The sequence below is a fragment of the Geothrix sp. SG200 genome (genome assembly GCF_022808935.1).
GTDB classification, from domain to species: domain Bacteria; phylum Acidobacteriota; class Holophagae; order Holophagales; family Holophagaceae; genus Geothrix; species Geothrix alkalitolerans.
On record NZ_JAKZFR010000007.1, the window covers coordinates 139,448 to 152,638 of the forward strand.

Sequence of the window (13,191 nt, forward strand, 5' to 3'; positions counted from 1 at the left end):
GACATGTGATTCCAGTTCTGAGAACCTTCTGTGCCGTCCTGGCCATGACCGTCCTGATGGGTTGTGGTGGAGGAGGGGGATCTTCCCAGGCTCCGGGCCCCACAAGTGCTTCCATCACGGACATGGGAGATCGCCAGACCCTCTACCTCTCGTGGATCCGCCCAGCCCAGGGCGCGGACAGCTATCAGATCGAGCAGAGCGTGGGAGGCGGTTCCTTCACGGTCCTCAAGACCGTCTCCGGTGCCAATTCCGATTCATTCATCTCGACCTCGTCCTATCCGGACGATGGCCAGATCAACTTCCGGGTCTGCGGCATCAGCGGTTCGGATCGCACCGCCTACTCCAATGTGGCCTCTTTCCGCATGTGGGTCCGTGCCCCCGGGAATGTCAACGCCTGGGCGGGACAGGATCAGGCGGCGGATGGGACCATCGCGAACAAGGTCGAGCTCACCTGGACCCGGAACGCCCTCACCTCCACTGGCGTGCGGATCGACCGGATCATCAGCGGCAGCGGGACCACGACTGTGGCCACCCTTGCCCCGGGATCCACCTCCTGGCGGGACCTGGCCCCCGTCGAAGCGAGCAGCACCAGCTACACAGTGACCAATCTCTGCGGCACCGCCGCCAGTGACCCCGCCTGGTCCAACAGCCTGATCGTCCCGGTCATCCAACCCGTGATCGCCTCCGTGGTGCCCTCGGGCGGCACCCTCACCCTGACCTGGAGCAAGTCGGGCGCGCCTGCGGACCAGATGGCCGTCCTCTTCAAGACGGGGCTCGACAGCACCTACCTCGACAGCTACTCGACCCTCGCCACCTTGGCAGGGGACGCCACCACCTACACGGCTGCCGGTCTTCCCGCAGGCTACCTCTCCATCCGCGTGAAGGCCTTCAAGGATGGCCAGTCCGGCGTCTCCAAAGCCTGGAGCTACGCCCCTGCCCCGACCGTGCCTGGCACCTCCTTCGGCATCACCAGCTGGTCCTTCCCCTCCGCCAACATCTTCGCCCTCTCATCCTCCGGGCGCTGCCTCGCCCAGGACACGATCGTGAGCCCGCCCCGCGTGTTCGAGGTGGAGAACGGCTCCTACGCGTCGAACTTCACGCCGCAAGGTGGCGATTCGATCGCATCGGCCGCGGCCTTCGATAGCAGCCAGGAACCGCACTTCTTCCTCTGGCGCCCCTCCTCGAGTGTTTCGGGCCAGTGGGACCTCCTGCATCTCCGGCGACAGGGAACGGCCTGGTCCTCCGAACCTACGGGCCGGAGCACCACCACGCCCAGCACGGGTGTGGCCCTCATGGACGCCTCGAACAACCTCCACTTCATCTACCCCGCGGGTTCCACCTATCAGCACCTCACGAACGCATCGGGCAGCTGGGCCTTCTCCGATACCGGCCTCGCGTCCGGAGGCAGTGCGCCCTGGGCGGCCTCCCTCGACGGCACCGGGCTGGTGCGCATCTTCGCGGGCAGCACCACGGCTGGGACCACTGCGGGTCGCGTGGCGGCACGCAGCGCCGGAGGCAATTGGACCATCGAGACCGTGACGATCGCGTTCCAGTCGAATCGCACCTCCAGTGGGGACATGGTCGCCCTGCCCAATGGCCGCCTGGGCCTGGCGGCCCTGATCGCCAATGCGGCCTCGACCACCGAGTGCTGGTGGTTCGAGCGCGAGACGGACGGCACCTGGAGCGCCGGCCAGAAGCTGGGCACCTACGGGTCGATCTACTCGGGCGCTGCCTTCATGCTCGCGGCCTCGCCGGACGCTTCCCGGGCCGCGGTCTTCCTGAACGACTCGCTCTTCCTCCGCGATGCCGCCGGCACCTGGACCAGTGGGACCTTCTGCCCCATCGGCTACCAGACTGGCCCCCTGACCCTCGCCTTCACCACCCAGAACAAGCTGAAGGTCCTCTGCAAGGGCGGATCCGCAGGCTACTACTTCCTCCAACCCTACCTCCTCTACGAGGAGCAGTAGGCATCCGCCCCCTGTGAAGGGGCTGTCTCGCAAGAAGGGCCGGATCAGCTCGATCCGGCCCTCTTTGAATCCGCGTAAAAAGGCCTACGCCAGCACGGCCTCGAGCTGGTCCACGGCCCAGTCGATCTGCTCCCTGGTGATGACGAGGGGCGGGGCCAGGCGGATGGTGTCCACGTGGGTGTCCTTGCAGAGCATGCCGCGGTCCTTGAGGGCGTAGCAGTACATGCGGGCGCCGCCGGCCTCGGGCTTGAGCTGCACGCCAGCCCAGAGGCCGATGACGCGGACCTCCTTGAGCTTGTCGGTCTTCATGGTCTTGAGGCGGGCCTCCAGGTGCCTGCCCAGCTCGGCGGTCTTCTCCACGAGCTTCTCGTCCACCAGGACATCCAGCGCGGCGCTGGCCACGGCGCAGGCCAGGGGGTTGCCGCCGTAGGTGCTGCCGTGGATGCCGGGGGTGAAGACGTCCATCACTTCGTCATTGGCCAGGAAGGCGCTGACAGGGTAGTAGCCGCCGCTGAGGGCCTTGCCGATGGTGACGCCGTCGGGGCGAATGCCCTCGTGCTCGAAGGCGAAGAGCTTGCCCGTGCGGCCCAAGCCGGACTGGATCTCATCCAGCACCAGGAGGAGGTTGTTCTGGTCCGCCACCTCGCGCAGGCCCTTGAGGAAGCCCTTGGGCGGAATGATGACGCCGCCCTCGCCCTGGATGGGCTCCATGAAGATGGCGCAGGTGTTCTTGTTGACGGCCTTCTTCACCGCCTCCAGATCGCCGTAGGGCACGATGACGAAGCCGGGCGTGAAGGGGCCGAAGCGGCTGGTGCTGTCGGGATCCGTGCTGAAGCCCACGATGGTGGTGGTGCGGCCGTGGAAGTTGCCGTCGGCCACGATGATCTCGGCCTTGCCGTACTCGATGCCCTTCTTGTCGTAGCCCCACTTGCGCATGGCCTTCAGCGCCGTCTCGACCGCCTCGGCGCCGCTGTTCATCATCAGGGCCTTCTGGAAGCCCGTCAGCTTGCAGAGCTTCTCGAGCAGCGGCGGGAACTGGTCGTTGCGGAAGGCGCGGCTGGTCAGCGCCAGGGTCTTCACCTGGGCGATCATGGCCTCGCCGATCTTCGGGTGGTTGTGGCCCTGGTTCACGGCGGAGTAGGCGGCCAGGAAGTCCATGTACTTCTTGCCGTCCACGTCGGTGAGGAAGACACCCTCGCCCTTGGTGCAGACCACGTCCAGCGGGTGGTAGTTGTGGGCGCCGAACTGGTTCTCCTGCTGGATCAGGGCTTCGGATTTGGTGAGGGTGGCCATGGGACCTCCGGATGGGAAACGGAAAAAAGGCTCGAATGGAAAGGAATCATTCTAATCCCCGCCCCCGGCCCCGCCAGGATTCCCGCAGCGCCTTGACGAAGTGTCATTCCTGAGATGGCCCGGCCCCACTTTCTGTCGATGCGGCCTGTAGCCATCGCAAGAAGAGGTGGGACAATGCGGTCTTCTATCCTGCCGCCATGCCCCGGAGACTCCCATGACCGAGCAGCCCTCCTCCCTGTACGGCACCCAGCCCGAGCCGCCCCGGCCCGCGCCCCCGGGCCTGGTGGACCAGATCGCCGGCGTGTTCACGGCCCCCGTGGAGCTCTTCCAGCGCCTCAACAAGGCCCCCAGCTGGGGCTGGGCCCTGGGCGCCATCATCGTCCTGAGCCTGGTGATCGCCGTGGTCTGGGGGCTGAAGGTGGACGTGGACGAGCTGATGCGACCCGCCCTCGAGCGCAATCCCAAGGTCCAGGCCGCCCAGATCGACACGATCATCGACGTCTACAGGAAGTTCATCCTGCCTGCCGGCGCCGCGAGCGCGTTGTTCATCACGCCCGTGATGATGGCCGTGCTGGGCTTCTTCTACTGGCTGGTGGGCAAGGCCCTGCCCCAGGACCAGCCTCCCACCTACCGCCAGGCCCTCAGCGCCGCGGTGGTGCCCGGCCTGGTGAAGCTGCCCCTCATGCTCCTCATCGCCGCGATCTGCCTCATGCGGCCCATCGGCGGGCTCCCACCCGATCGGATCGCCCCGACGTCCCTGGGCTACTTCCTGCGCCCGGAGAGCCTGCGCCTCCAGGCCGCCCTCTTCAATGTGGAGCTGTTCCGGCTGGCCGAAGCCGTCCTGGCCTTCCTGGCGCTCCGCTACCTGGTCCGCATGAAGACCGCCGGCGCCCTGATCTGCGTCCTGCTGCCCCTGTGCCTCGGCATCGGGCTGAGCATGATGAGGGCCCAGTAGATGGCCTCCAGGAACACCAAGCTCCTCCTCGGCGGCGGTGCCGCCCTCGTGATCCTGATCGTCCTGGGCCTCGCCTTCGGCGGCGCCCGGGACGAGGACAGCGCCTATTCCTGGGACGCCATCGGCCGCGGCGACATCCGCGAGACCATCAGTGCCAGCGGCGAGATCCGCGCCAAGACCCAGATCAACATCGGCACGTCCGTGGCCGGGGAGATCAAGGCCATCCACGTGAAGGACGGCCAGGACGTGAAGGCCGGCGACCTGCTCGTGACCATCGACCAGGAGCGCCTGCGGCAGGGGACGGTGCAGGCCCAAGCGGCCGCGGAGGCCGCACGGCAGGACGCCTCCCGCCTGGAGGCGGCCATGCGCCGGGCCGTGGACAGCTTCCCCCGCTACGAGGCCCTCCGCCAGCAGGGCCTCATGTCCGACGAGGACTTCCGCCAGCAGAAGCTCGCCAAGGAGAGCGCCGTGCTCTCCTACAACAGCGCCCGGGCCAATGTGGCCCAGAGCGAGGCGAACCTGAAGGGCATGCAGGACGGCCTGTCCAAGGCCACGCTGCGCGCCCCCATCACAGGCCGCGTCACGAGCCTCAAGGCGGAGAAGGGCGAGACGGCCATCCCCGGCATGAGCAACCTGCCCGGCGCCACCCTGATGATCATCTCCGACATGAGCGAGATGCAGGCGGAGATCAAGGTCAACGAAAGCGAGGTCGTCCGCACCAAGGTGGGCCAGACCGCCCAGGTGACGGTGGAATCGCTGCCCGGCAAGCTCTTCCAGGGCTCGGTCATCGAGGTGGCCACGGGCACCGAGAAGACGGGAACCGACGCCAACCTCTACAAGGTGAAGGTGGTGCTCCAGGGCCGTCGGGAGGACCTGGACAACCTGCGGCCCGGCATGAGCGCCCGCGCCGTCATCCTCACCCACGAGGTCAAGGGCGTCCTGCGCGTGCCCCTCCAGGCCGTGCTGGAGCGGGAAGGCAGCCTGGAGGAGGCCCAGAAGCAGGGCCTCCTGGCCCCGGCGTCGCGCAACATCGTGATGGTCTTCCGGAGCGGCAAGGCCGAGGAGCGCACCGTGCAGGTGGGCATCGCCAACACCCAGTTCTTCGAGCTGAAGGAGGGGCTGGCCGAGGGCGACAAGGTGCTCACAGGCCCCATCCGCAAGCTGAAGGAGCTGAAGGACAAGGCCTCCGTGAGCCTGCGGGTCAGGTCCGACAGCGAGCTGGCGAAGACCAAGGACACGAAGAAATAATGGACGTCCGCGAACCCCTCTCCGCCGCCATCCGGGCCCTCAAGGCCAACAAGCTGCGCTCGGCGCTCACGACGCTGGGCATCATCATCGGCGTGGCCGCGGTCATCGTGGTGGTGAGCCTCGTCCAGGGCCTCAAGACCAGCGTGCTCAAGCAGGTGGAGCGGGCCGGCAGCCAGACCATCTTCATCCGGCCGGTCTTCCCCATGGACATGCCCTTCGCCGAGTACACGAAGATCAAGAACAAGGACATGACCCTGGACGAGATGCGCCGGCTGGCCCGCTCCGTGCCGCAGATCACCCAGGTGACGCCTCTCTTCTTCAACGGCACCGAGGTGAAGGCCGAAGGCCGCAGCGCCAACGTCAACCTGATCATGACCGACGAGACCTACCTGGAGCTGAACAGCATCGCCCTGGTGGCGGGCCGCAACTTCGTGCCCTCGGATTTGCGCCTGGGCAACAAGGTGGCCATCATCGGCCCCCGGGTCATCGAGAAGCTGGGCCTCAAGGGCAACCCCCTGGGCAAGATCATCAGCACACCGACCCTCAGCCTCGAGATCATCGGCGTGCTGGAGGAGCAGGGCGCCCAGCTGGGCAACGACCCGGACCAGAACATCCTCATCCCCCTCACCACCGGAATGGCCCAGCTCACGGAGGCCCAGCGGCGGCAGCTCTTCTTCCAGGCCCGGGTGGATCCCCGCCTCAGTGCCGACGACGGCGCGGAACTGGTGGAGGAGTCCCTGCGCCGCATCAAGGGCCTGCGCGGCGCCGAGCCCAGCGGCTTCAAGGTCTTCAGCCCCAAGCAGATCACCGGCATCATCAGCGGCATCACCGGCACCATCACCGCCGTGGCAGGAGGCATGGTCTCCATCGCCCTGCTGGTGGGCGGCATCGGCATCATGAACATCATGCTGGTGAGCGTCACCGAGCGCACCCGCGAGATCGGCGTGCGCAAGGCCGTGGGCGCCAAGCGCCGGGACGTGATGCTGCAGTTCCTCATCGAGGCCGCCTTCCTCTGCATCCTGGGCGGTGCCCTCGGCGTGGGCCTGGGCTTCATCCTGGGCGCCGCCATCGGCAAGGCCCTGCTGGGCACCATGGGGTCGGTCCCCCTCTGGGCCCTCGTGAGCGCCCTGGCCGTGCCCGCCGGCATCGGCCTCCTCTTCGGCCTCTACCCCGCCGCCAAGGCCAGCAAGCTGGATCCGATCGAGGCGCTCCGGTACGAGTAAGCTGGAAGTCCGTCTCGATCGGAGCTGAATATGTCGAAGGTTGTGCGCATTGCCAATGGGCAGGGTTTCTGGGGGGACAGCATCGACGCCCCGGTGCGGCTGGTGGAGGCGGGGGGGATCGACTACCTCACGCTCGACTACCTCGCGGAAGTGACCCTCTCCATCATGCAGAAGCAGCGACGGAAGGACCCGCAGCTGGGCTACGCCACGGATTTCGTGGACCTCATGAAGCGGGTCCTGCCCCAGCTCAAGGCCAAGGGCATCCGCGTGGTGGCCAACGCCGGCGGCGTGAACCCCGAGGCCTGCCGCGCAGCGGTGCTGGAGGTGGCACGGAAGCTCGGCGTGAAGGGCGTGAAGATCGCCACAGTCACCGGCGACGACGTGCTGGCGCGGCTCCCTGAGTTCCGGGCCCAGGGGCTGAAGCTGGCCAACATGGACACGGGCGAGGGCCTCTTCGATGCCCCCCGGGAGATCCTCAGCGCCAACGTCTACCTCCAGACGCAAGCCATGGTGGAGGCCCTCGACACCGGCGCGGACATCGTCCTCACGGGCCGCTGCACGGACCCCGGTCTCACCCTGGCGCCGCTCATCCACGAATTCGGCTGGGCCGCGGATGATTGGAACCGGCTCGCCGCGGGCACCGTGGCCGGTCACATCCTCGAGTGCGGCGCCCAGAGCACGGGCGGGAACTTCACCCGCTGGTGGGAGGTGCCCGAGCTCTGGAACGTGGGCTACCCCATCGCCGAGGTCTCGGAGGACGGCACCTTCGTCATCACCAAGCACGCGGGAACCGGGGGCATGGTCACCGTGGACACCGTCAGCGAGCAGCTGGTCTACGAGATGGGCGATCCCCAGAACTACATCACGCCGGACGTGGTCGCCGATTTCACCAGCATCCGCCTGGAGCAGGCTGGCCCGGACCGGGTGCGCGTCTTCGGCGTGACCGGCAAGCCCCGCACGCCCTTCCTCAAGGTGAGCGGCGCCTACCTCAAGGGCTACAAGGCCTCGGGCCAGCTGACCCTGTGCGGCCCCCGCGCCCTGGAGAAGGCCCGGCTCTGCGCCGACATCGTCTGGAAGCGCCTGGAGGCGGCGGGCTTCGTCTACGAGCACACGGACGCGGAGTTCCTGGGCGCCAGCACGGTCCACGCGGGCATCGCCCCCGCCCCGGAGAATCCTGCCGAGATCGTCCTGCGCTTGAGCGTGAAGGACCTGGATCGGAAAAAAGTGGAGCGCTTCGGCCGCGAGATCGCACCCCTGGTCACCGCCGGCCCCGCGGGCGTCACCGGCTTCGCCGGGGGCCGGCCCAAGGCCCAGGAGATCGTGGCCTACTGGCCGGCCCTGCTGCCCCGGGAGCTGGTCGAGTGGAAGGTGAGCGTCGAGGCGGTCTGAGGGCTCAACCGCGGGGTCTCTCCCGGGGTCCATTCTCCAGCCTTCTTGCAAGTCCGTGGTTCATCGCACATCTTTGTTCCCACAGGTTCACGGAGCCGCCATGCGCCTACTCCCATCCTTCCTCCTCGGCTCTCTCGGCCTGGTTGCCCTCATGGGCTGCTCGGGATCCGACTCCAATGGAGGCCCCACGTCCGGCTACCTGGTGAATGCCATCGCCGTGGCGGACATCGATGCCAATGGGCAGCCCGACATCCTCGGCCTGGTCTCCACAGACCTGGGCGGTGTGCCCACCCAGGGCTATGTGTCGACCCGCCTCCAGGGGCCCACCGGCACCTTTGTCCTCCCCACCCGCTTCGGCGTCGGCACCGAGCCGGCCAACCTGGTGGTGACGGATGTGGACGGGGACGGCCGGCCCGATCTCGTGGTGGCCAACGCGACGGACCAGACCGTGAGCGTGCGGCTCGCCGATCCCGCCAGGCCCGGGTTCTTCCTGCCCGCCGTCCTGCTCGCCACGCCTGGCCGCACGCCTCTGGACGTGGCGGTGGGTGACCTGGACGGTGATGGCAGGATGGACATCGCGGTGGCGGCCAGCGGCGCCAACAACGTCATGGTCTTCCTGCAGGGGTCCACCTCGGGGACCTTCCTCGCCCCTGTCACCTTCCCCGTGGGCGGCGATCCCCAGGCGGTCACCGTGGCAGATCTGGATGGCGACGGCCGGCCGGACATCGCCATCGCCACGGCCGCGAACACCGTATCTGTCCTTTGCCAGATCCAGTTCTCCCCGACCTTCGTCGCCCAGAGCGCCGTTGACTACGCCACCGGCGTCCAGCCTGTGGCCATCAAGGCAGCGGACCTGGACGGCGATGGCAAGCTGGACCTGCTCACCGCCAACTGGGGCGCCGCCACCAATCCGGACACCCAGGGCCTGAGCGTCCTCCTGCAGGGAGCGACGGCCGGCACCTTCCAGGCGCCCGTCCACTACGCCACCGGCTACCGCTCCGCCGCCCTGACCGTGGGCGACCTCAACGGGGACGGCAAGGTGGACGTGGTGGTGGCCAACGCCGGGCTGCCGGGCGACCCCGGCAGTGTCTCCGTCTTCCTGCAGGATCCGGCGACCGCCGGCGCCCTGTTGACGCCCACGAACTACCGGGGCGCCTGGGGCCCCATGGGCGTGGCCCTCGGCGACATGGACGGGGACGGCCTCCCGGACCTGGTGCTGGCGGACGGCGACATCGTGGTGCGCTTCAACAACGCGGCCGCTCCCGGGACCTTCGGTCCCCCCCAGTTCTTCTACAACTGACACGAAAAGGCCCCGGAAACCGGGGCCTCATTTTGTCGTATAAGGAAAGCACAGGCCCGGGGGTGTGCGCGCCAGCGCGACCTCAGATCCTCGCAACGCTCGCGTTGCGAGGAGAACCCCCGGACAGCATCACCCCAGGTGGACACTGATCTTGCGGGGCCGCACCTCGGGACGCTTCGGCACCATGAGGGTGAGCACGCCGTTGCGGAGTTCGGCCACCACCTTCTCGCCCTCCACGTCCTCCGGGAGGGTGAACGTGCGGCTGAAGCGGCCGTGGCTGCGTTCGGCGAGATGGATGCGCTCCCCTTCCTTCACGGCCTCCTCATCACGCTTGCCGGCGACGGTGAGGCGGGTGCCTTCGAGGCTGATCTCCAGGTCCGCCTCGAGGATGCCGGGCAGGTCTGCCTTGAACTGGTAGGCATCCGGGGTTTCCTTCACGTCGAAGCTCGGCATGAAAGCGGCTGCCGGGGCGCCGAGGTCGTAGTCCCGGAGCGGGTCCCAGCGCATGAAGTCCCGCATGAAGCGGAAGGGTTCCAGAGAGGCGGCCGTAGCCGGCAGCGCCTGGGGGTTGCGGGTGCGAAGGATGGTCATGAGTTCCTCCTATGAACGTGGATCCGCCGGCCCATGTGCCTGAGATGCAGGCCATGATGGCGTTACCGAATAAAATCTTAGTGCTTATTAATCATGTGTCAAGCGCCTGACCTGAAAAATCATAAACCCTTGATTACAAAGGGTTGACCCACACCCGGAAGCAGGTAGATTGAGTTCCGCCCTGGAGGTCCCATGCGCCGGAACGCCCTCATCCTCGGCTTGCTGTCCGCGGGCCTGCTCGCCGGTTGGTGCGGGCACGCCCTCACGCCCAGCCTCTCCAAGCCCCGGCCCGTGGAGGCGCGGGGGGCCCTCTACGAGTGGGAGAAGATCCAGGTCCAGCGGTTCAAGGAGGCGGCGCCCAGCGTCGTCTACATCACCACCACCGAGGAGCGGGCCCGGGACTTCTTCGGGCTCGATGTGGTGGAGGTTCCCGCGGGATCCGGCACGGGCTTCATCTGGGATGCCGAAGGGCATGTGGTGACGAACTTCCATGTGATCCAGGGCGCGGCCCGGGCCTTCATCACGCTGGCGGACGGCAGCCGCCACGAAGCCGCCTACGTGGGAGGCGCCCCGGACAAGGATCTGGCCGTGCTTCTCATGACGAAGACCCCGCCGAAGCTGCGGCCCATTCCCCTGGGCACCAGCGCCGACCTCCAGGTGGGCCAGGCCGTGCTCGCCATCGGCAACCCCTTCGGCCTGGACCAGACGCTGACCACCGGCGTGGTGTCGGCCCTGGGCCGGGAGATCCAGAGCGTCACCCAGCGCCGCATCTCCGGCGTCATCCAGACCGACGCCGCCATCAACCCAGGCAACAGCGGCGGGCCGCTGCTGGACAGCGCCGGCCGCCTCGTGGGCGTGAACACGGCCATCCAGAGCCCCAGCGGCGCCAGCGCCGGCATCGGCTTCGCGGTACCCGTGGACACCGTGAACCGCGTCGTCCCGCAGCTCATCGCCCGCGGAAAGCTGGAGCGGGCGGACCTGGGCTTCGAGCCCGTGGCGCCCCGCCTCGTGGAACGCGCCTTCGGCCCCCAGAAGGGGGTGATGGTGGGGAAGGTCTACCGCGGCGGCCCAGCCGCCCGGGCGGGCCTCCAGGGCGTGGGCGCCGAGGGCCGCCGCGTCTTCCCTGGCGACCTCATCCAGGCGGTGAACGGCAAGGCCGTCGAGGACTGGGATTCCCTGCTGGACGCCGTCGAGGCCCTGCCCCTGGGCGGCTCCGCCCAGCTGGACATCCAGCGCGAAGGCCGGCGGATGCGCGTGCCCATCCGACTGGAGGCGGCGCGGTAGCTGGCGTCTTCAGCGGCCGTTCTCAAGCGCCTCGGCGATCCGCTTGGTGTGCATCACCGAGCTGCGGATGAGGGCCAATGGCTCCTCGGGATCCCGATCGTCCACACAGCCCGCTCGGGCCGTCCAATCGAGCTCGAAGGCCAGCTCCACCTCGCCCCCCGGCGAGACCTGGAGCTCGTTCACCACCGTCCCCTCGTAGACCGGGTGGTCCAGCAAGGTGAAGGTGACGGTCCGCCTGCGGGAATCCGCGGTGATGCGCTCCCGGAAGGCCACGCCTCCGGGCAGCACCAGCTGCCGCACCACCCCCGAGACGCCCCGCTCCAGGATCTCGGCGTCCAGCGCATCCTCGATGTAGCGCTGGGGATGTTCCATCTTGTCCAGGAGGACCGCCCACACGGTCTCGGGCGAGGCGTCGACGCGGCTGGTGACCCGGTACCTGGGCATGGCATCCCCGGAAGGGACCCCAGGCTACGCCCGCCGGTCTTCCCGTGCCAGGGCCTGCCGGATCTTAGCCCTGGATCCACACGGGCTCGAGACCCAGCAGCTTCTCCACGGCCTCGCGGCCTCGGGGGCCGGGATCGACAGTGAAGTCGTTCACCCAGGCGTTCACGTAGCGGCCGATCATCTCGCGGTCCATGCCGCGGCCAAAGGACTGGCTGTAGTCCACACTCTCCCAGTGGCGCGCACGGGCCATCTCCACGCTCCTGCGCATGAGCAGGGCGAAGCGCTGCTTCACCTCCGCAGGCAAGTCGCGCCGGATGGCGTTGCCGCCCATGGGCAGGGGCAGTTCGTAGGCGTGCTTCCACCAGGCGCCCAGATCCACCACCAGGCGCAGGCCGGCGTCGTGGTACATCAGCTGGCTCTCGTGGATGAGCAGGCCGGCCTGGAAGCGGCCCTCGGCCACGGCGGGCAGAATCTGGTCGAAGGGCACCAGCTCGACCTTGGGCTCGAAGCCCAGGGATTTGCACCAGATCCGCATGGCCAGGTAGGCGCTGGTGCGCCGGCCGGGAATGGCGATGGTGAGCCCCTTCAGCCCTGCGGGATCCATGGGCTTCCCGCTCACCACCAGGGGGCCCGTGCCCTCCTGGATGCTGGAGCCGGCCGTGAGCAGGTCGTAGCGGCCCATCAGCTCCGGGTAGGCGCCGAAGCTGATGGCCGTGACGTCGTAGCGGCCCTCCGTCGCCTCGGCATTGAGCGTCTCGATGTCCTTGCGGACGAAGGTGATCTCGAAGTCTTCCGGATCCAGCCACCCCAGGGCCAGGGGAGCCATCATGTAGGCGTCGTCGGAATCCGGGCTGTGGGCGATGGTGAACTTCATGGCGTCTCCGGCATCCAGTTCACCATACATCGGCCCCCTCAGCCGATCGTCTCCGGATCCTTCGGCGCCAACTTGCCCTTCACCCGCTCCACGGCCTTGGCGGCCAGGGTGTAGCGGGGGTTCTCCTCCAGGGCCTTCCGGTAGTGCTCCAGGGCCTTGTCCAGCTGACCCTTGGCCTCGTACACCCGTCCCAGGTTGAAGTGGGGGAAGCAGTAGCTCTCGTAGCGCTTGGCTTTCAGGGCCATGCGCAGCCAGGGGATGGCCTCGTCGGGCTCCCCCTGCTCCACGTAGTAGGCGCCGATGTCGTTGTAGGGGTTCCCGAACTCGGGATCCAGGTCGATGGCCCGGTGGCAGTCCTCGATGGCCGAGGCGTAGTCCTTCTCGAAGGACCGCGTCCAGCCCCGGAAGGTGTAGGCCTCGGCCGTGGGGCAGATCTCGATGGACTTCGTGTAGAGGGCGAGGGCCTTCTGGATCTCCCCCTTCATCTGGAGCTGGTAGGCCTTGCCCACCCACTCCATGGCCTCCTGCCGCTTGTCCTGGCGTTCCTGCTCGTCGCTCATGGGCCGCCCTCGCGGGCATCAGGATAAAACCTTCAGCCCCCTGGGGCCAGCTATCCTGGATTC

Annotated in this window: 12 protein-coding genes; 7 read left to right on the plus strand and 5 right to left on the minus strand. The window is 67.8% G+C overall.

Annotated elements, in window-relative coordinates:
- Nucleotides 1-122 precede the first annotated feature (122 nt).
- On the plus strand, nucleotides 123-1,967 hold the full coding sequence (locus ML539_RS13940; RefSeq protein WP_243324857.1) for a hypothetical protein: 1,845 nt from the start codon (nucleotides 123-125) through the stop codon (nucleotides 1,965-1,967).
- Nucleotides 1,968-2,051: 84 nt separating this feature from the next.
- On the opposite strand, the gene rocD is transcribed toward ML539_RS13940, so the two are convergent.
- Nucleotides 2,052-3,260, minus strand: coding sequence for an ornithine--oxo-acid transaminase (rocD, locus tag ML539_RS13945; protein WP_243324858.1), 1,209 nt, complete (start codon nucleotides 3,258-3,260; stop codon nucleotides 2,052-2,054).
- 214 nt (nucleotides 3,261-3,474) lie between these two features.
- Between rocD and ML539_RS13950 the strand changes: the two genes are divergently transcribed.
- The 5 genes from ML539_RS13950 (at nucleotide 3,475) to ML539_RS13970 (ending at nucleotide 9,375) form a co-directional block, all read left to right on the plus strand.
- Entirely contained in the window at nucleotides 3,475-4,215 is a 741-nt protein-coding gene (locus ML539_RS13950; RefSeq protein WP_243324859.1) for a YIP1 family protein, read from the plus strand.
- Entirely contained in the window at nucleotides 4,216-5,463 is a 1,248-nt protein-coding gene (locus tag ML539_RS13955; protein WP_243324860.1) for an efflux RND transporter periplasmic adaptor subunit, read from the plus strand.
- The gene (locus ML539_RS13960; RefSeq protein ID WP_243324862.1) at nucleotides 5,463-6,686 is read left to right on the plus strand and encodes an ABC transporter permease; all 1,224 of its coding nucleotides are present in this window, start codon (nucleotides 5,463-5,465) and stop codon (nucleotides 6,684-6,686) included. The genes ML539_RS13955 and ML539_RS13960 overlap by 1 nt, the downstream gene beginning before the upstream one ends.
- Nucleotides 6,687-6,716: 30 nt before the next feature.
- Nucleotides 6,717-8,075 carry an acyclic terpene utilization AtuA family protein gene (locus tag ML539_RS13965; protein ID WP_243324863.1) on the plus strand — a complete coding sequence of 453 codons (1,359 nt, stop codon included), beginning with the start codon at nucleotides 6,717-6,719 and terminating at the stop codon, nucleotides 8,073-8,075.
- A 100-nt stretch (nucleotides 8,076-8,175) separates the two neighbouring features.
- Nucleotides 8,176-9,375, plus strand: coding sequence for a VCBS repeat-containing protein (locus ML539_RS13970; protein ID WP_243324865.1), 1,200 nt, complete (start codon nucleotides 8,176-8,178; stop codon nucleotides 9,373-9,375).
- A gap of 129 nt (nucleotides 9,376-9,504) precedes the next feature.
- On the opposite strand, the gene ML539_RS13975 is transcribed toward ML539_RS13970, so the two are convergent.
- A complete protein-coding gene (locus ML539_RS13975) occupies nucleotides 9,505-9,966 on the minus strand; it encodes an HSP20 family small heat-shock protein (protein ID WP_243324867.1) in 462 nt (153 codons plus the stop codon).
- Between the two features lie 192 nt (nucleotides 9,967-10,158).
- Between ML539_RS13975 and ML539_RS13980 the strand changes: the two genes are divergently transcribed.
- Nucleotides 10,159-11,250 (plus strand): trypsin-like peptidase domain-containing protein, encoded by a 1,092-nt coding sequence (locus ML539_RS13980; protein ID WP_243324869.1) that lies wholly within the window; start codon nucleotides 10,159-10,161, stop codon nucleotides 11,248-11,250.
- A 9-nt stretch (nucleotides 11,251-11,259) separates the two neighbouring features.
- Here ML539_RS13980 and ML539_RS13985 read toward each other — a convergent pair whose 3' ends face one another.
- The 3 genes from ML539_RS13985 to ML539_RS13995 all read right to left on the minus strand — a co-directional run bounded on the left by ML539_RS13985 (nucleotide 11,260) and on the right by ML539_RS13995 (nucleotide 13,128).
- The gene (locus ML539_RS13985) at nucleotides 11,260-11,694 is read right to left on the minus strand and encodes an AtaL-like protein (protein WP_243324870.1); all 435 of its coding nucleotides are present in this window, start codon (nucleotides 11,692-11,694) and stop codon (nucleotides 11,260-11,262) included.
- Nucleotides 11,695-11,758: 64 nt separating this feature from the next.
- A complete protein-coding gene (locus ML539_RS13990) occupies nucleotides 11,759-12,568 on the minus strand; it encodes an MqnA/MqnD/SBP family protein (protein ID WP_243324873.1) in 810 nt (269 codons plus the stop codon).
- Nucleotides 12,569-12,606: 38 nt separating this feature from the next.
- Nucleotides 12,607-13,128: a tetratricopeptide repeat protein gene (locus ML539_RS13995; protein ID WP_243317210.1), complete on the minus strand. Its 522-nt coding sequence runs from the start codon at nucleotides 13,126-13,128 to the stop codon at nucleotides 12,607-12,609.
- Nucleotides 13,129-13,191 lie beyond the last annotated feature (63 nt).

Excerpts from the sequence above, each read along its gene's own strand:
- ML539_RS13940 (WP_243324857.1), top strand. The coding sequence starts at position 123 with ATGGGAGATCGCCAGACCCTCTACCTCTCGTGGATCCGCCCAGCCCAG.
- rocD (WP_243324858.1), bottom strand. The coding sequence starts at position 3,260 with ATGGCCACCCTCACCAAATCCGAAGCCCTGATCCAGCAGGAGAACCAG.
- ML539_RS13950 (WP_243324859.1), top strand. The coding sequence starts at position 3,475 with ATGACCGAGCAGCCCTCCTCCCTGTACGGCACCCAGCCCGAGCCGCCC.
- ML539_RS13955 (WP_243324860.1), top strand. The coding sequence starts at position 4,216 with ATGGCCTCCAGGAACACCAAGCTCCTCCTCGGCGGCGGTGCCGCCCTC.
- ML539_RS13960 (WP_243324862.1), top strand. The coding sequence starts at position 5,463 with ATGGACGTCCGCGAACCCCTCTCCGCCGCCATCCGGGCCCTCAAGGCC.
- ML539_RS13965 (WP_243324863.1), top strand. The coding sequence starts at position 6,717 with ATGTCGAAGGTTGTGCGCATTGCCAATGGGCAGGGTTTCTGGGGGGAC.
- ML539_RS13970 (WP_243324865.1), top strand. The coding sequence starts at position 8,176 with ATGCGCCTACTCCCATCCTTCCTCCTCGGCTCTCTCGGCCTGGTTGCC.
- ML539_RS13975 (WP_243324867.1), bottom strand. The coding sequence starts at position 9,966 with ATGACCATCCTTCGCACCCGCAACCCCCAGGCGCTGCCGGCTACGGCC.
- ML539_RS13980 (WP_243324869.1), top strand. The coding sequence starts at position 10,159 with ATGCGCCGGAACGCCCTCATCCTCGGCTTGCTGTCCGCGGGCCTGCTC.
- ML539_RS13985 (WP_243324870.1), bottom strand. The coding sequence starts at position 11,694 with ATGCCCAGGTACCGGGTCACCAGCCGCGTCGACGCCTCGCCCGAGACC.
- ML539_RS13990 (WP_243324873.1), bottom strand. The coding sequence starts at position 12,568 with ATGAAGTTCACCATCGCCCACAGCCCGGATTCCGACGACGCCTACATG.
- ML539_RS13995 (WP_243317210.1), bottom strand. The coding sequence starts at position 13,128 with ATGAGCGACGAGCAGGAACGCCAGGACAAGCGGCAGGAGGCCATGGAG.